We start from the raw sequence: 18,414 nt of genomic DNA, 5'->3' as shown, positions 1-18,414 counted from the left end.
GCAACAGATACAACATTAGGAGCTGATAATGGTATTGCAGTTGCTTATGCTATGGCAATATTAGCTTCAAAAGATATTCCACATCCGCCAATAGAAGTATTAATTACTACAGATGAAGAAACAGGAATGTCTGGGGCAATGGCTATCAATAAAGAACATATTGATGGTAAAATATTAATAAATTTAGATAATGAAGAAGAAGGATATCTTTTAGTAAGTTGTGCTGGTGGAATAAGAAGTACAGCAACTATTAACATAGAAAAACAAGATATTAAAGATAAAAAGTTAGTAAAAATAAACATATCAGGACTTAAAGGTGGTCATTCTGGTATGGATATAATTAAAGAAAGAGGAAATTCAAATAAGATTTTAGGTAGAGTTCTTAAAGGTTTATCAAGAGAAGTTAAATTTAATCTTGTTAATTTAAATGGTGGATCAAAGAATAATGCAATTCCAAGGGAAGCTGAAGCTATTATAGCTATAAATTCTAATGATGAAGATACAGTTATGAATGTAATAAAAAACTGGAATGAGATTATAGGTAATGAATTAAGAACTCAAGATCCTGGATTAAAGATAGAAGGTTCAGTAGTTGCTGATAATGTTGAAAGAGAATTTACAGATGAATGTACTAATAAAGTTTTAAATTTATTATACTTATATCCAAATGGAATAAATTCAAAAAGTGTAGACATAGATGGTTTAGTAGAAAGTTCAACTAACTTAGGGGTTTTAACTACTAATGATACAACAGTAGAATTTGATTCAGCAATAAGAAGTTCTGTACCATCATTAAAAGAAGAAATAGTTTTAAGAAGTAAAACTATAGTTGAACTTTTAGGAGGAGAATTCACAACTACATCAGACTATCCAGCATGGCAATATAATCCTGATTCACAAATAAGAGAAATTTGCCAAAAGGTTCATAAAGAATTATATGGAAAAGAAGCAAAGATAGTAGCAATCCATGCAGGAGTTGAATGTGGATTGTTTAATGAAAAATTAGGTAATCTTGATATGATAAGTTTTGGACCAAATCTTTATGATGTTCACACTCCTGACGAGCATATGAGTATTTCATCAGTGAAAAATTGTTATGAATATTTAAAAGCAATACTTAAAGAAATTAAATAGTTATTAAAAAGCGAAGACAATCACGTCTTCGCTTTTTTGTAAAAGTAAAAGTTATTTTTATTATGTATATAAGTTGCTATTGGTGAATATATTGTAATGTAATAAGTAAAAACATAATAAGTTAATGATTGGGGAGGATGAGAAAGTGAGGTATACAAGATATAACTATAAGAAAAAGAAAAATAATGATATTTTAAGATTTATTCTATCCTTTATTGGAATGAGTGTATTTGTAATAATAGTTGGAGTGTTGCTTGCAAATGTTATAATTCATTTTTTACCATTAAATAATGCAAGTACAGCAGATGCTAATAATAAAAGTAAACAAGTGCAGACGGATAATTCTGAAATTGTAAGTAATGAAGGTTCAGAGGGAAATGCAGATACTCCAGTAAATGCTGAAGTGGAAAATAATAATCAATCTTCTGAAGTTAGTCAAGAAACTATTAATACTAGTTTTATGGCCATTCAATGTGGGTATTTTGCACAAGAAGATAATGCAAAAGAAGCATTTAATAAAATATCTAGTGGATATGGAGCATTTATATATAATGATGCAGATAAATTTAAAGTTTTAGCAGGAGTTTATACAACAGAAGAAGGTCAAGCTATTATTGATAAATTAACAGCAAGTGGAATTGAGTGTGCTAAAGTTGAATTTCAATTAAATAGTAGTAATGCTATAGAGAGTCAAATAGCTGGAATATATGATGGATACTTAGAAATATTAGATACTGCATTTAAAGATGATGTAAAATCAGTGGATACTACAGATTTTAAAGAGTGGGTTGGAAAATTAGGTGATATAAAAGAAGGAGATAAATATGAAGTTTTATCTGACTTAAAAAAACATATTAATGAATTAGGAACAGAAATAAGTAGGGAAAATGTTTCTAATGAAATGCAATATTTATATAAAGTTTTATTAAATTTTAATAAATAGAAAAAAACAATGAATAAATATCAATAAATGTAAAAAAATACATTTAAAATTAAGGATAATTTATAGAAATTTCTACAAAAAATTCATATATAAAAAGAGGAAAATGCTTGTTTGAATATCTATTAAGTGATAAACTATATTAGAAATAAAGATAGGTGACAAGAATTTACCTCTTTTTTATTGTGTTTTAAATTAAATTTAAAGTCAGGTGTAAGACTAACGTTAAATTGGGAATAATATTTAATAAATGACTGTAGGATGTGATATTTTGAAGTTTATATTAGCATCTGCTTCAGAGCGTAGGAAAGAATTATTATCTAGGATAGTAAGTGATTTTGAAGTTAGAGTTAGTGATTTTGATGAAGATTCAGTACAAGTTAATAACAACATAGAAGAATATGTTAAAACATTATCTCAAGGAAAAGCTAAATCAGTGGCATTAAATTGTAGTAAAGATTCTATAATAATAGGAGCGGACACTATAGTTGTTATAGATAATAAAATTCTTGGAAAACCAAAGGATAAAAATGATGCTTTTAGAATGCTTAAGTCACTAAGTAATAGTGTACATAGAGTATATTCTGGAGTAACAGTTATTAATAATACTACAAAAGCAATAAAAAGTGAATGTCTGTATACAGAGGTTTATTTTTCAGAGCTTTCTAATGAGGAAATATGGAAGTACATAGACACTGGAGAATGTTTAGATAAAGCAGGAGCTTATGGAATACAAGGCTTTGGTGGAGTATTTGTTAAAAGTATAAATGGATGTTACTATAATGTAGTTGGATTACCATTAAACTTACTGAACAAAATGATAAAAGAAATTTTATAATTTGGGGGATGGATATTATTACTTAAAAGGAGTGCTTATGGCAGAAAATATAAGAGTAAATGATATACCATTAAAGGAAAGACCGATTGAAAAGTTGCTTCAGTTTGGAGTAGAAAGTTTAAGTAACGAAGAGCTATTAGCTATATTATTAAGAACAGGTACAAAAGGAGAAAACGTCATAGCTTTAAGTAAAAGGTTACTAATTGAGCTAGATGGTTTAGACGGACTTTTAAATGTAAGTTTTGAAGAAGCAAGTAAAATTAAAGGTATTAAAAAAGTAAAGGCTTGTCAGATAATTGCTATGATGGAGTTATTTAATAGGTTTAGGACCTTAAGATCTCAAAGAGAAAACTTTAAGATTTCGTCGCCTAAAGATGTTTCAACGTTATTAATTAATGAAATGAGCAATTTTAAACAAGAAGTATTTAAATTAATACTATTAAATACTAAGAATATTGTAATAGGAACTAAAGATGTATTTAAAGGAACATTGAACTCATCTATAGTTCACCCAAGAGAAGTTTTTAAAGAGGCAATTCAGAGAGGGAGTGCAAGTATAATAGTTTGCCATAACCACCCATCAGGAGACCCTAATCCAAGTAAAGAAGATATTAATATAACTCTTAGATTAAAGGAATGTGGAAAAATTATGGGAATTGAATTGTTAGATCATATTATAATTGGTAATAATAAATATGTTAGTTTAAAGGAAAAAGGAATTATATAATTGAAAGGGGAATTCATATGGGATTTTTCAGTAGTAATAAAGATATGGGAATAGATTTAGGAACAGCTAACACGCTTGTTTTCGTAAAAGGAAAAGGAATTGTGTTAAGCGAACCTTCAGTTGTAGCAATAAATAGTAATACGAGAAAACCTCTAGCAGTTGGTCAAGAAGCAAAGCTTATGATAGGTAGAACACCAGGTAACATAGTTGCAATAAGACCTCTTAAAGATGGAGTTATAGCGGATTTTGATGTTGCACAAACTATGCTTAAAAAGTTAATTGAAAAAGTAACAAGCAAAAGTGCATTTACTAGCCCAAGAATAATAGTATGTTATCCATCAGGAGTAACAGAAGTGGAAAGAAGAGCTATTGAAGAGGCAGCAAAATTTGCTGGTGCAAGAGATGTTGTTTTAATGGAAGAACCAATGGCAGCTGCTATTGGAGCAGGACTTCCAGTTGGAGAGCCTACAGGAAGCATGATAGTTGATATTGGTGGAGGAACTACTGAAGTTGCTATCATTTCATTAGGAGGAATAGTAACTAGTAAGTCATTAAGAGTTGCTGGAGATGAGTTAGATCAAGCGATAATAGCATACGTTAAAAAAGAGTTTAGCTTAATGATAGGTGAAAGAACAGCTGAGCAAATAAAAATGGAATTAGGATCAGCATATAAGATAGATGATGAAAATGCTTCTATGGATATCAAGGGAAGAGATATGATAACAGGTCTTCCAAAGATAGTTACAATAACAGAAGACCAAATAAGAGAAGCGTTAAAAGAACCAGTATATTCAATTATTGAATCAATAAAAACTACATTAGAAAAAACTCCACCAGAATTATCAGCTGATATAATGGAAAAGGGAATAATGTTAGCTGGAGGCGGAGCTTTACTAAAGGGGCTAGACAAATTAATAAACCACGAAACAAATATGCCTGTTCATATTGCTGAGACACCATTAGATTGTGTTGTTTTAGGAGCAGGAAAAGCACTAGAGAATTTTGATGAATTAAGCAAGACTCAAAGAGGGCAATAATGAAACCTTTTAAAAATAAACTGGCAGTAACTATAGTGGTACTGTCAGTTGCCTTTTTAGGCATAATCGCCTTCAGTTTAAAAAGCAATTCAAATATTATATCTAGTGGTGTAGGTAGTGTTATTAGTCCATTACAAAAAATAATTTATAATGCAAACGATAAGCTAAAGGGGTCCTTTGAATTCCTTGTTAATTTTTCAAAAGTAAAACAAGAAAATGAAGAGCTTGCAAAAAAAAATGCAGAATTAGAAAATAAATTAATTGAATATAATAGAATGAAAGATGAAAATACAAGATTAAGGGAAATGTTTGATTACTCTCAAGCTCATGAAAACTATAATTATTTAGGGTGTAATATAGTTGGATATAGCGGGGGGGATATTTCCAATGGATATATAATTGATAAAGGTATTAATGATGGAGTAAAAAAGGACATGATAGTTATAACCCCAGCAGGATTGGTGGGAAAGGTTACTAAATCAGAAAGTAATTATTCAATAGTTCAAACTATATTAAATGAAAATATCGCAGTAGCTTCTATGGTTGAAAGCACTAGAGAAACAACTGGAATATTACAAGGAGCTACAGATAATAAAAATAAAAATTCAACTATATTATCAAATATTCCAATCGATTCTGAGATAAAAGAAGGAGATATAATTTTAACTTCTGGACTTGGAGGAATGTATCCACAAGAAATTAGAATAGGGGAAGTAATTTCAGTAGATGTGGATAGTGTTGGAATTATGAAGAAGGCTATTGTTAAGCCATATGTGGATTTTAATAAGCTTGAGGAATTATTTGTTGTAGTTCCAAAAGAAGAAATTAATATTGGGGAGTAGAAGTATGAAGAGATTATATTTAATAATTATATTAATAATTTTATTAATCATTGATAATACTTTATTGCCTTATTACTCAATAAAAGGATCTTTTCCAAGTTTATTATTTATATTTGCCATGGCTTATTCAATTATAAGAGGCAAAGAAGAGGCTATTTTTATAGGAATAGTAAGCGGATTTTTACAAGACATATTTTTCTTTGCGGGTTTCGGGGTAAATTTATTTTTAAATATGCTTTTATGTTTTTTATGTGCAAAAATAGGGGAAAGTATATTTAAGGAAAATAGACTAGTGCCAGCTTTGACAGCTTTAGGTGTTTCAATATTGAAAGTTTTAGGAGTAGTAATTATATTTAAGCTATTTTCTCAAACGATTAATATACCTGTAGCATTAATCTCGTGTGTATTAAATGCTATTTGTATGATGCTTTTCTATACTTTGATTTTAAAAACTTTAGATAAATATCTAGATAGAAATACATGGAGGTTTAAATGATAGTTAATAAACCTAAAAAAAATAAAGAAAATTCCAGATATTCTGTTTTGTATATAATTATGTTTATAATGATGGGAACTATTGTTGCCAAACTATTATATCTTCAAGTATACAAATATGATGATTATAAAGAAAAAGCTGATGTAAGTTCTACTAAATTTATTTCAGAAGAAGCTCCAAGAGGAAATATATATGATAGTGAAGGAAATGTTATAGCAACTAACAAGCAAACTTATACTTTAACTTATATGGAAACTGTAGATTCAACTAAAGCATTTTATAAGACTATGGATAAGGTTTTTAAAATATTAGAAGATAATGGTGAAAGTTTTCAAGATGATTTAGCACTTAAAGTTGATGATAATGGAAATATATATTTTGATTTTAAAACTGATAATGAATCTAGCAGAAGAGCTCTTGAAATAAGATTTAAAAGAGATAGAGGATTAAATGAAGATATAGAAAAAGAGAAGTTTAAAAATAAAGAGGGCGACTATACAGATAAAGAGATAAATGAAGTTAATGATGCACTTATGGAAATATCTGCAGAGGATACTTTTTATTATCTTGTAAAATCATATGATTTGTATAAGTTATTATTACCAGAAAACTATACTTCAGAACAAGCAACTGAATTAGCTAAAAAGTATAAGAATTCAACTGGAAAGGAAATATTAGATGATCTATTAAAAGAATATCCTATACAGCAAATAAGAAGATATATTGTCATCAAAGATGCTATAAAAATGGGAAGCTTTAGTGGGTATTCTAATATAACAATAGCAAGTAATATAAATAGAGATACTGCTTTTATTGTATATCAACAATTAACGGATTTGCCTGGAATAAATGTTAGTTTAAAGCCTGTTAGATACTATCCATATAGTACTTTAGCATCGTCAGTTGTAGGATATGTATCATCAATAAGTAGCTCTCAACAAGAAAGTTATGAATTAAGAGGATATGATACATCTACAGATTTAATTGGTGTATCTGGAATAGAGTCAGCTTTTGAAGAACAATTAAAGGGAATAAAAGGTGGGACTACGGTAAAGGTAAACTCTCAAGGAAGAACTACAGAAGAACTATTTAAGTTAGAGTCTTATCCAGGAAATAATGTACATTTAACAATTAACAAAGATGTACAATATGCTGCTCAAGAAGCATTAAAAGATCAAATTATTAAATTGCAATCAGAAGGATTAACAAGTGCAACAAGAGGTGCTGTTGTAGCTGTGGAGGTAAATACTGCAAGAGTTATTGCTATGGCAAGTTATCCAGATTTTGATCCTAATGATTTTGCAATTCCTAGTGAATTAACTACAGAGAAATATAATGAATATTTTAATCCAGATTACGAATCATTTGGTACACAACATATTCAAAATAGTAATGCTAAGGGAACACTAGATGAGCTCTTTCCTGTAAATGAAACTACAGGAGCTAGAGAAGATAAGTATGATTTATATCCAAGAGCTATGTTTAATTATGCAACACAAGGGCTAGTTCCACCAGGATCTACATTTAAACCATTAACAGCAGTTGCTGGTTTAACTGATGGTGCTATAACTGAAAATGATACTGTTAATGATGTTGGGGTTTGGAGTAGTGAATATACAGGAAAGCAGGTACTTGAAAATTTCCAAAAGATAGGTCATGGAATCACTGATGTAAGAAAAGCACTTGAAGTATCATCTAACTATTTCTTTTATGAAACAGCTATTAGATTATATATAAAAAATGGTGCCGATATAGATGCGCTTAACTCTATAGCTCGTTATGCATGGAAGTTTGGATTAGGAGCAGAACAAGGTAAAACAGCATCTACAGGAATTCAAATATATGAGAATTTTGGCCAAACATATAATTTTGTATCATGGAGAAGAACATTAGCTTCAAATGCAAAATATAGTTTAGTTCCAGCCCTTGAAGAGGGAGTATATTATGGATATTCATTTGTGCCATTTGATATTAGTGATATAAGTACTGATTCAGATGAGTTAAAAGCATTAAAAACTAGTTTAAAAGATAATATAAAAGAGACATTACTTAAGGTAGGAACAGAAGAGCAAATTTCTAGTCAAGATGAATACGCTCAAAGTATACTTAATACTGTAAAGAAGATAATGGATATATCAGATAAATATAAAGAGAATGTTGCTAATTATGAAGCTGCTAACAATAAAAAAGTAGATGTGGATTCTCAGGCAATAACAGTGGCAAATGCAATTGCATACTTTACTGTAACAAATCAAACATCAGAAATAAAATCTCCGATAAATTTAGTGCAAGATGCCATCGGGCAAAGTATGAATGCATTTACTCCATTGCAAATGGCTAACTATGTTGCTACATTAGCAAATGGTGGTACTCGTTATAAGGTTTCTATTGTGGATAAAGTAACGTCGCCGACAGGTGAGGTTATTCAAGAGTTTAATCCAGAAGTTATAGAAAGTAATCCTATTGATGCAGATATATTACAGGCTATTAAAGAGGGGATGAGAAGAGTTAATACATCACCATCTAATGCAACTAATTATGCATTATTTGCTAACTTCCCTATTGCAGTCTGTGGTAAGACAGGAACTGCTGACTTTGGAACATCAGAACAATATGAATTCCAAGGAAGAAAGGCTTATGCAAATTATATAAGCTTTGCGCCAATGGATAATCCTCAGATTGCTATATTCTCAACTATTTACGATGGAAACAGAGGAGCAAATAGTGCTTATGTTCATAAGGGAATATATGAAGCATTCTTTAAGGATGAATTATTAGCTATTAATCCTAATTATGCAGCAACTTCAGAAACATTCCAAAAGTATGTTTTAGGATCACCAGCAGATAACAATCAAGAAGCATTAGAAGAAAATGAACATCAAGAGCAAGATGTTAAACAGGAGCAAAATAATCAGGATCAACATGTTCAACAAGAACAATAAAGTTAATAAATATATTAATAATAAGAGGGGTTTAATAATAACCTCTCTTATTTTTTAGAAAAAGCTCTTATAATTTTTACTTATATAAAGAGTTAAAGTACAATATAATAATGAATATATTAGTAAAATAAGTGCTATTTTGTAGAAAAATTACAACAGTTTTAATCAGATTATGTTTTTAATTGTAGTTATATGATATAATTAAAAGTAAATTGAGTTTTTAATTGGTGGAGGATAACCAATGAAGGATGAAAGAATACAGATAAAAGGCAATAAGGATGGAGTAAATGTTATAATAGATATGGAGAAATTTATAAGTTTTGATGATATGTTAGAAGTATTAATATCTAGTCTATCAAAAAATAAAGGCTTTTATAAAAATTCTATATTAAAAATAACATCTAATCTTAAACATATTGATAACTGTGAAATAGTCAGATTAAAGGAAGAGTTATTTCAAAAGTTAGATATAAAAGATTGTATTTTTGATGATATTAATAAGATTAAAGAAAATAATTCAATTAAATTTTTTAATGGAGTTAATGAAGGAAAAACCAAATTTATCAAGAAAACAATAAGAGGGGGGCAATCTATTCATTATCCTGGAAATATTATCATAATAGGTGATATTAATAGTGGAGCTGAAGTTTCTGCAGGGGGCAATATTATAGTTCTTGGAAGTATTAAGGGACATGTAAAAGCTGGTACTGGAGGAAATAAAAAGTCAATAATAGCTGCATTTTTTATGCAACCTGAATTAATGCAGATTTCAGATATATTAACTATATCACCAGATGATGGATTAAAGCCATCTTATCCAGAGGTTGCAAAAATAAAGGATGGTTATATAGTGGTAGAACCATATTTACCAAATAAATATATTTACTAAAGTGGAGGGATTTACATGGGAATTTCGATTGTTGTGACATCAGGAAAGGGTGGCGTAGGAAAAACTACAACAACAGCAAATTTAGGAACAGCATTAGCGGCATTAGGGAAAAAAGTTGTGGTAGTTGATGGAGATACTGGATTAAGAAACCTTGATGTACTAATGGGATTAGAAAATAGAATAGTTTATACAATAATAGATGTAATTGAAAATAGATGTAGATTAAAACAAGCATTAATAAAGGATAAGAGATATCCTAATCTTTGTTTACTACCAACAGCTCAAACAAAGGATAAGGATGATATAAGAGCTCAAGATATGTTTGATTTAGTTAATAAACTTAAAGAAGAATTCGACTATGTATTAATTGATTCACCAGCTGGAATTGAACAAGGGTTTGAAAATTCTGTTGTTGGTGCAGATAAAGCTATAGTTGTAGTTAATCCAGAGATTACTTCAGTTAGAGATGCTGATAGAGTAATAGGAAAATTAGATGCAAAAGGTTTAGAGGACCATACTGTTATAGTTAACAGGTTAAATTATGAAATGACAAAAAGAGGAGATATGCTTGATGTATCAGATATTATAGAGACTTTATCTGTTAAATTATTAGGTGTTGTACCTGATGATAGAGGTATAACTGTTTCAACAAATAAGGGAGAACCTATAGTATTAGATGAAAAGGCACTTTCAGGTCAAGCATTTAGAAATATAGCTAAAAGAATTACAGGAGAAGAGGTTCCTTTAATGAAATTAGGTTCAGAATCTACAGGGTTCTTTTCAGCTATAAGAAAGATTTTTAGAAAAAACTAGGGGGATAAAGGCGGTATGGATTTATTAAGGGTATTTTCTAACAAAACTACACCAAAAGAAGTTGCTAAGGACAGATTAAAGTTAATACTTATTCATGATAGAGGTGATTTAGCTCCTGAGACTTTAGATAAAATAAGAAAAGAAATATTAGAGGTTATTTCTAAGTATATAGAAATTGATGCTAATGATGTAGAAATATCATTAAATAGAAGTGATGATATTGAAGGGGAAGGCTCACCAGCGTTAATTGCCAATATTCCAATAAAAAATATAAGAAACAGATAATATATAAAGAGATTGTTAAAAGTAATAACAATCTCTTTTTTATTAAGTTAATATTTTAAAGAAAATGATATATAAATAATATAGATGTATATCGAAATAGATTTATTAAGTCAGTTTCAACTAATGTAATTAAATTAAAAATATATAGTAAAATCTGAATTAAGAAAAGTAATTCTTAAAAGTTTATGAATTTTATATGTAGTAATATAATTATTTATGGAGAAAAAATAGGAAATAGGATATAATAAATAGGTATAAATTCAAGGAGGTAAAATTATGATACCTTTATCAAAGTTTAAGCTGAATTTGAAAAATCTAAAAAAAGTAGACATATGGATGTTTATATCTATAGTATTAATAACGATGTTCGGTATAGTTAATATATATCTTGCTAAAAAGGCATCTACAGGTGGAATGATATTCCCACTAAAACAATCAGTATTTTTTATAGGCGCAATAGTGTTATTGTATTTTGTGTTAGCAATAGATTATTCTATAATTAAAGCATTTACACCAATATTTTATTGGACATCAATTGCGCTATTAGTTTTAGTTTTAATAATAGGTTCAACTATCAATGGAGCTCAAGGATGGATAAGATTAGGTCCTCTATCATTTCAACCAGCTGAATTAGCAAAGATTGCAACTGTTATGATGATGGGAAAAGAATTAGAGGATATGGATGGAGAAATAAATAATTTTAAAAATTTCTTTATAATAGCTTTTTATGCAATAATACCAGCGGGACTTATAGTAATTCAACCGGATATGGGAATGACAATGGTACTGTTCTTCATGGTTTTAGGCGTTTTCTTTATAGGTGGACTAGATAAGAGAATAATAATAGGTGGCCTAGGAGCCTTAGTAGTAGGAATTGTATTGGTATGGAATTCAGGATTAATACAAGATTATCAAAAAAGAAGAATAACATCGTTTAGAAATCCAGAAACTGATACTTCGGGATCCGGATATCATCTAAGACAGTCTCTTATAGCAATTGGGTCAGGTGGTTTTTTTGGGACTCTTGATTCATTAGCTAATGATGGAACAGGTGGATATGCATCACAATATGTTCCAGAAATACAAACGGATTTTATTTTTAGTCAGATATGCCAACAATGGGGAACCTTTGGTGCTATTTGTCTATTAGCTTTATATGCGGTACTTATATCAAGGATGATTAATATAGCACGGACAGCAAAGGATCTGTTTGGAACTATATTGACAACAGGGATGATTTCATATTTCTTGTTTGCAATATGGCAAAATATTGGAATGACTATAGGTCTAATGCCTATTACAGGAATAACATTACCATTAGTTAGCTATGGAGGAAGTTCCTTAGCAACAACTATTCTTTCATTAGGGTTAGTTCTTAATATAGGTATGAGAAGAAAAAAATTAAATTTTTAGAGAAGTTTAAATATGCAATATATTGTAGAGGCAATATATTGCATATTTTTTTGCTTATAAAAATATAATTTAATAAGCAATTTTTTAGGAGGAAAGAATGGGTAGTTATAATAGCCAATACAAAAGATATTATCAAGAATTACAAAATAAGAACTTAGGGAAAAATACATCTCCTGTTTATAGAAGAAATACATTTGAAGATATATACGGAAATGAAATGAAAAGAAATAAAAAGAGAGATTTTTTCTCAAGTATGGTTAATGTTTTTATTTATCAGTTAGTTGTTGTTATATTTATGTTTATGGCAGCTTTTTATTTAAAATATTCTCCCAGTGAACAAGATTCTTATAAAAATATAAAAGCAGTAATGAATGATACTACTTATAGTATTCAAAATGAAAAAATTGAATCATTTGATTTTTCAGAGGTATTAAAAAAGATAAATAATTACATAAAAACAAGCTTAAATGGAGGAAAAGCTGATTTTTAAAATAAAAAATCATAATAGAAAGGTGGTTATTAATATAATGTGAGTCTATAAAGGAGCTATAAATGGATAGATGGAAAAAAAGCGTTTTAGCTGAAATTATATTATTTTTTATACTTCTTAGTTTAAATAAATCAATTATTTTAGCATTTATAAGTATATTTCTTCATGAAATATCTCATATAGTTGTAGCTAAAAAGAATGGCTGTAAATTCAATAACTTTAAAATTCATATATATGGTACAAGTGCTGAGTTTATAAATATTGATGAATTATCTAAGAAGGAAAAAATTCAAATATATTTAGCTGGACCATGTATGAATCTAGCCATTGCATGTATATTTTTTTTTGTTGGTTTAATAATTAATAACAGTATGGTAGATAAAATAATTAATATTAATTTGAATTTATTACTTTTCAATGTTCTGCCAGCATATCCTTTAGATGGTTCAAGAGTTTTAGAAATTATATTATCAGAAAAAATATTGTATAAAGAAGTTACAGATATAATTTCTAAAATTAGTTATATGATAGCATTAGGACTAATTGCTATTTTCTTGATTATATTTATATATAATAAGGGCATAAATATTAGTTTAATTATTGCTGCAATAATAATTTATTTAATAACTATAGGTGAAAAAAAGTCAGCTAAGTATATATTGATGGGAAATATATTTGTAAAAAGAAATAAGTTATTAAGAAATAAATACATTGAAAATAAGAGTATATCGGTATATTACAAAATGGGATTAGCAAATGCTATGGCAATCATAGATAAAAATAGATTTAATTCTTTTTATGTTTTAGATGATGATTTAAAGCTTTTATTTATAATGCATGAAGATGAGCTCATAGAAGCATTAAAACTTTATGGAAATATTACATTAGAGGAATATTTTAATATTAAGAACAGGCTTTCTAATTAGTTTACTTTTTTATGATTATTATGCTAGAATAACAGATAGACAATGACAAGTTGCAAGTGGCAAGTTTCAAGTTAAGGATAAAACTTCAATAGGAGTTTTTAAAATATAATTTTTAAAATTCAGCTTAAGCTGAATTTTTTCCTAAAATCATAACTTGTCAATTGTAACTTGTCACTAAATTAGAGGAGGTTCTTATGAATAAAATAACTGATGATATTTTATGTAAAGTAGAAAAACCATCTAGATATGTAGGTGGAGAGTTAAATCAAGTTATAAAAAATCCAGAAGATGTTAATATAAGATTTGCATTTTGTTTTCCAGATGTATACGAAGTGGGGATGTCTCACTTAGGAACAAGAATTTTATATCATACTATAAATGAGAGAAAAGATACATATTGTGAAAGAGTTTTCACACCATGGCCAGACATGGAAGATTTAATGAGAAAAAATAATATAAAGTTATTTTCTTTAGAAACTAAAACTTCATTAGATAAATTTGATATGTTAGGCTTTACCCTTCAATATGAAATGAGTTATACAAATATATTAAATATGCTTGATATGTCAGGTATAACTATAAGAGCAAGTGAAAGAGGAGAAGATGAGCCAATAATTATGGCTGGAGGACCTTGTGCATATAACCCAGAACCTTTATATGATATCGTAGATTTCTTCGAAATTGGTGAAGGTGAAGAAATGATGAACGATGTTTTAGAGGTTTATGCAAGACATAAGGCTAATGGAAAGGTTAATAAAAAGGAATTCTTAAGAGAAATATCAAAGATAGGTGGAATTTATGTTCCAAGTCTTTATGATGTTACATATAACGAAGATGGAACTATAAAAGAGTTTAAGCCTAAATATGAAGATGTTCCAGCTAAAATTAAAAAGAGAATAGTTAATGATTTTGACTCAGTGGCATTTCCAGATGAAATGATAGTTCCTTATACTGAAATAGTTCATGATAGAGTTGTATTAGAAACTGCTAGAGGATGTACTAATGGTTGTAGATTCTGCCAAGCGGGAATGATTTATAGACCTGTTAGAGAAAAAACTACAAATACATTATTAGAACAAGCTAGAAGGGCTCTTAAGGCTACTGGATATAATGAAGTATCATTAGCATCTTTAAGTATTTGTGACTACTCTAACATTCAAAATCTAATATCTAGTTTAATTTTAGAACATGAAGGAGATAAGGTAGGTATAGCTCTTCCATCAATAAGAGTTGATGCTTTCTCAGTAGATTTAATTAAAGAAATTCAAAAAGTTAGAAAAACTGGATTAACTTTTGCTCCTGAAGCTGGTTCTCAAAGAATGAGAGACATAATAAATAAGGGGTTAACTGAAGAAAGAATTTTAGAAGCTGCTAAAAGTGCTTTTGAATCAGGATGGAGTACTATTAAATTATACTTCATATTAGGATTACCTTATGAAACAACAGAGGATGCAGCAGGAATTGGAGAATTAGCAGAAAAGATGGCTGATGTTTATTTTGGAGTTCCAAAAAATATTAGAAATAAGGGATTAAAAATTACAGTAAGTACGTCTATATTAGTTCCAAAACCATTTACTCCATTCCAATGGGCTCCAATGGCTAGACCGGAAATAGTAGATGAAAGAATAAAAGCTGTTAGAGGTGCAATAAAATCAAGAAGTATAGTTTATAACTATCATGAGCAAGAAACTTCATTTATGGAAGCTGTATTTGCAAGAGGTGATAGAAGAACTTGTGATGTTTTAATAAAGGCCTTTGAAAAAGGTGCTAAATTTGACGGATGGTCAGAATACTTCAATATGGATATATGGAATGAAGCAATGGCTGAGTGTAATTTAGATCCAGATTTCTATGTATATAGAGATAGAAGCTATGAAGAAGTACTTCCATGGGATTTCATAGACATTGGTGTTAATAGAAAGTATCTTGAAAGAGAAAATGAAAAAGCAAAAAAAGCTGAGCTTACTAAGAACTGTTTAGAAGGTTGTACAGGATGTGGAATAAACATAAACTTTAAGGAAGGGAAGTGTTTCGAAGGTGCGATACGTAATTAAGTTTACTAAGGGTGAAAATATTAAATTTATTGGTCACTTAGATTTAATGAGAACAATTCAAAGAATAATAAAAAGATCAGGATTACCAGTTGAATATTCAAAGGGATTTAATCCTCATATGTCTTTATCAATAGCACAACCACTTTCAGTTGGAGTTTATTCTGATGGGGAATATTTAGATTTAGTTTTAACAGAATCCCTTGGAGTAGGAGAAGTTATAGAAAAATTAAATGCAAGTGCTCCTCCAACAATTAAATTTTTACATGCAACACCAGTTGAAATAGTAGAAAATGTTAAGAGATTACCACAAGCAATGGCACTTTTAGATGGAGCAAGATATATAATTAAGATAAAACTTAATGGAACTTCTAAAGTTGAAGAAGAAATGATGAAGACTCTAAATGAAGATAAATGGGAGATAGTTAAGAAAACTAAAAAAGGAGAAAAACTTACTGACATAAAGCCTTTTGTTAAAGAGTTTAAATATTGGGTAAAAGATAATGAATTAGTTTTAAATACATTAATATCAACTGGAAGTAGGGAAAATCTTTCTGCAGATCTTTTAGTAACTTATTTAAAAGGTAAAATATCAGAAATAAATATGGATTCTTTTGTAAATATAAAGAGAGAAGAAATGTATATATTAAAAAATAATAAATATGTTCCTTTATATAAGGGGATTTAAGGTAGTTTTAATATGAGAGAAATTTTCGTTGAAAGAAGAGAAAGTTTAATTAGAATTGCTGTAAAAGAAGATGATGAATTAATGGAGTGCCTTGTAGAAGAGGACTCCATTAATCCACAGATTGGAGAAGTTTATAAAGCTAGAGTAAAAAATATACTTCCTGGAATTAATTCTGTATTTTTAGATATAGGTTTAGAAAAGGAAGCTTATATGTATTATAGTGAAGAATTAAAAAGAAGCGGAATAAAAAAAGGTCAAGAGTTATTAGTAGAAGTTTTAAAGGAGCCTTTAGGAAATAAAGGTGCTAAAGTCAGCAATAAAGTAGCGATATTAGGTAAGTTTATTGTTTTAACATTAGGAGATGAAGGAATAACTTTATCAAAACGAATTTCTGATGTAGATCAAAAAAGAAGATTAACTACTTTAATAAATCCAATTAGAGGAGTTGGAATAGTATTTAGAACAGATGCTGAATCTGCAAGTGATGAAGAGTTAAATGAAGAGCTGAATTATCTTTTAAATAAAAAAGATGAAATGGAAAGAAAACTTAAATACTCTAAAAATATAGGTAAGATTAAATCAAATAGCTTAATTACAAGATTTTTTGAGGAGCTTGATAATAGAAAGACTAAAATTGTAGTAGACAGTTTAGAATTTTTAGAAATGATAAAGGGCTTAATCGATAATCATAACAATGTTGAATTTAAGCTATATGAAGGTACAAGGACTTTATTTGATTATAGTGGAATAGAAAAAGAAATAATTAAGTTAAGGCATAAAAAAGTTAATATACCTTGTGGTGGATATATCGTAATAGATAAAACTGAAGCTATGTATGTAATAGATGTTAATAGTGGAAAAAATACAAAAGGTAGAGATTTTAATAAAACTATAATGCAAACTAATTTAGAGGCTGCAAAAGAGGTTGGAAGACAAATTAGATTAAGAAACTTAAGTGGGATAATAGTTGTTGATTTCATTGATATGAGAGATGAAAAGCAAAAGATACCAGTGCTTAAAGAACTTAAAAAGGCTTTATCAGCAGATAAGGGAAATGTTAAGATTTTTCCTTTCACAGAACTTGATTTAATCCAAATAAGTAGAAAAAGAAGAGGTAAATCTATTTATGAATATTTAGAAGAGCCTTGTAGAAAATGTAAAAGTAATGGATTTGTTTTAAGGTTATCTTATATAGAGACTCTTATTAGAAATGAAATTATAAAATGTTCAAAGGAAAACTCTATAAATGATTTTTATGTTGAAATAGATAAAAATTATGAAGAAGATATAAAAGGTGATTTATTTAAGTTTTTAAAAAATATTGATGGATTAGATAAAGAAATTTATTTAAGTTTTGTTGATGATATAGAGGGGTACAGGGTTGAACCACTTATATTCTCTAATCAAAAAGAAAATTACCAAAAGTACAAGATAAAAACAATTGAAAAAGTATAATAAATTTCTTTACAAAATGTATTTTTATATGATAAAATGTCATATGTAAACCGCACATAACGGGTTTTAATAAAAACAAAGTTAAATCTTTGTACCTACATTGGCGAGACCGTTTAAGAGGAGGTGTTTTAATGTACGCAGTAGTATTAACTGGAGGAAAACAATACAGAGTTCAAGAAGGAGACGTAATATACGTTGAAAAATTAAACGCTGAAGTTGAATCAACAGTAGAATTAACAGAGGTTTTAGCTGTTTCTAACGGAGAAACTTTAACAGTTGGTGCACCAGTAGTTGCTGGAGCTAAAGTTGTTGCTAAGGTAGCAGCTCAAGGAAAAGCTAAGAAAATCACAGTTTTCAAGTATAAGCCAAAGAAGGACTACAGAAAGAAGACTGGTCACAGACAACCTTACACTAAATTAGTAATCGAAAAAATCGAAGCTTAATTTTA

18 protein-coding genes are annotated in these 18,414 nt (G+C 28.8%); all 18 read left to right on the top strand.

Annotation, left to right across the window (positions count from 1 at the left end; genetic code table 11):
• Positions 1-1,134 (top strand): beta-Ala-His dipeptidase (gene pepD / locus Q0G30_RS09810; RefSeq protein ID WP_294389300.1); only part of this gene is annotated, 1,134 nt, incomplete at its 5' end.
• 145 nt (positions 1,135-1,279) lie between these two features.
• Positions 1,280-2,077, top strand: a complete 798-nt coding sequence (locus Q0G30_RS09805) for an SPOR domain-containing protein (protein WP_294389299.1) — start codon at positions 1,280-1,282, stop codon at positions 2,075-2,077.
• A gap of 268 nt (positions 2,078-2,345) precedes the next feature.
• Entirely contained in the window at positions 2,346-2,912 is a 567-nt protein-coding gene (locus tag Q0G30_RS09800; RefSeq protein WP_294389297.1) for a Maf-like protein, read from the top strand.
• 37 nt (positions 2,913-2,949) lie between these two features.
• The gene (gene radC, locus Q0G30_RS09795) at positions 2,950-3,639 is read left to right on the top strand and encodes a DNA repair protein RadC (protein WP_294389295.1); all 690 of its coding nucleotides are present in this window, start codon (positions 2,950-2,952) and stop codon (positions 3,637-3,639) included.
• Between the two features lie 17 nt (positions 3,640-3,656).
• Positions 3,657-4,676, top strand: coding sequence for a rod shape-determining protein (locus Q0G30_RS09790; RefSeq protein ID WP_133014034.1), 1,020 nt, complete (start codon positions 3,657-3,659; stop codon positions 4,674-4,676).
• Positions 4,676-5,518 (top strand): rod shape-determining protein MreC, encoded by an 843-nt coding sequence (gene mreC / locus Q0G30_RS09785; RefSeq protein WP_294389293.1) that lies wholly within the window; start codon positions 4,676-4,678, stop codon positions 5,516-5,518. Before Q0G30_RS09790 ends, mreC begins: the two co-directional genes overlap by 1 nt.
• 4 nt (positions 5,519-5,522) lie before the next feature.
• Positions 5,523-6,014 (top strand): rod shape-determining protein MreD, encoded by a 492-nt coding sequence (mreD, locus tag Q0G30_RS09780; RefSeq protein WP_195467307.1) that lies wholly within the window; start codon positions 5,523-5,525, stop codon positions 6,012-6,014.
• Positions 6,011-8,956, top strand: coding sequence for a penicillin-binding transpeptidase domain-containing protein (locus Q0G30_RS09775; protein ID WP_294389289.1), 2,946 nt, complete (start codon positions 6,011-6,013; stop codon positions 8,954-8,956). The genes mreD and Q0G30_RS09775 overlap by 4 nt, the downstream gene beginning before the upstream one ends.
• A gap of 241 nt (positions 8,957-9,197) precedes the next feature.
• Positions 9,198-9,845: a septum site-determining protein MinC gene (gene minC, locus Q0G30_RS09770; protein ID WP_294389287.1), complete on the top strand. Its 648-nt coding sequence runs from the start codon at positions 9,198-9,200 to the stop codon at positions 9,843-9,845.
• Between the two features lie 15 nt (positions 9,846-9,860).
• Positions 9,861-10,658 carry a septum site-determining protein MinD gene (gene minD / locus Q0G30_RS09765; RefSeq protein ID WP_294389285.1) on the top strand — a complete coding sequence of 266 codons (798 nt, stop codon included), beginning with the start codon at positions 9,861-9,863 and terminating at the stop codon, positions 10,656-10,658.
• Between the two features lie 15 nt (positions 10,659-10,673).
• Positions 10,674-10,943, top strand: a complete 270-nt coding sequence (gene minE, locus Q0G30_RS09760) for a cell division topological specificity factor MinE (RefSeq protein WP_195467303.1) — start codon at positions 10,674-10,676, stop codon at positions 10,941-10,943.
• A gap of 276 nt (positions 10,944-11,219) precedes the next feature.
• Entirely contained in the window at positions 11,220-12,356 is a 1,137-nt protein-coding gene (gene rodA / locus Q0G30_RS09755; RefSeq protein ID WP_294389283.1) for a rod shape-determining protein RodA, read from the top strand.
• Between the two features lie 97 nt (positions 12,357-12,453).
• A complete protein-coding gene (locus Q0G30_RS09750) occupies positions 12,454-12,846 on the top strand; it encodes a hypothetical protein (RefSeq protein WP_294389281.1) in 393 nt (130 codons plus the stop codon).
• A gap of 62 nt (positions 12,847-12,908) precedes the next feature.
• Complete coding sequence (locus Q0G30_RS09745) at positions 12,909-13,772, top strand: site-2 protease family protein (protein WP_294389279.1); 864 nt, start codon at positions 12,909-12,911, stop codon at positions 13,770-13,772.
• A gap of 194 nt (positions 13,773-13,966) precedes the next feature.
• Positions 13,967-15,826 carry a TIGR03960 family B12-binding radical SAM protein gene (locus tag Q0G30_RS09740; RefSeq protein WP_294389278.1) on the top strand — a complete coding sequence of 620 codons (1,860 nt, stop codon included), beginning with the start codon at positions 13,967-13,969 and terminating at the stop codon, positions 15,824-15,826.
• Positions 15,810-16,511 carry a TIGR03936 family radical SAM-associated protein gene (locus Q0G30_RS09735; RefSeq protein WP_294389276.1) on the top strand — a complete coding sequence of 234 codons (702 nt, stop codon included), beginning with the start codon at positions 15,810-15,812 and terminating at the stop codon, positions 16,509-16,511. Before Q0G30_RS09740 ends, Q0G30_RS09735 begins: the two co-directional genes overlap by 17 nt.
• A gap of 12 nt (positions 16,512-16,523) precedes the next feature.
• Complete coding sequence (locus tag Q0G30_RS09730) at positions 16,524-17,966, top strand: Rne/Rng family ribonuclease (RefSeq protein ID WP_294389274.1); 1,443 nt, start codon at positions 16,524-16,526, stop codon at positions 17,964-17,966.
• A gap of 131 nt (positions 17,967-18,097) precedes the next feature.
• Positions 18,098-18,409 (top strand): 50S ribosomal protein L21, encoded by a 312-nt coding sequence (gene rplU / locus Q0G30_RS09725; RefSeq protein WP_133014022.1) that lies wholly within the window; start codon positions 18,098-18,100, stop codon positions 18,407-18,409.
• Positions 18,410-18,414: the final 5 nt, after the last annotated feature.

The organism is uncultured Clostridium sp., assembly GCF_934754925.1.
Lineage (GTDB): Bacteria > Bacillota > Clostridia > Clostridiales > Clostridiaceae > Clostridium.
The sequence above is the reverse complement of the archived record's forward strand: the minus strand, read 5'-3'. Positions and strand labels throughout refer to the sequence as shown.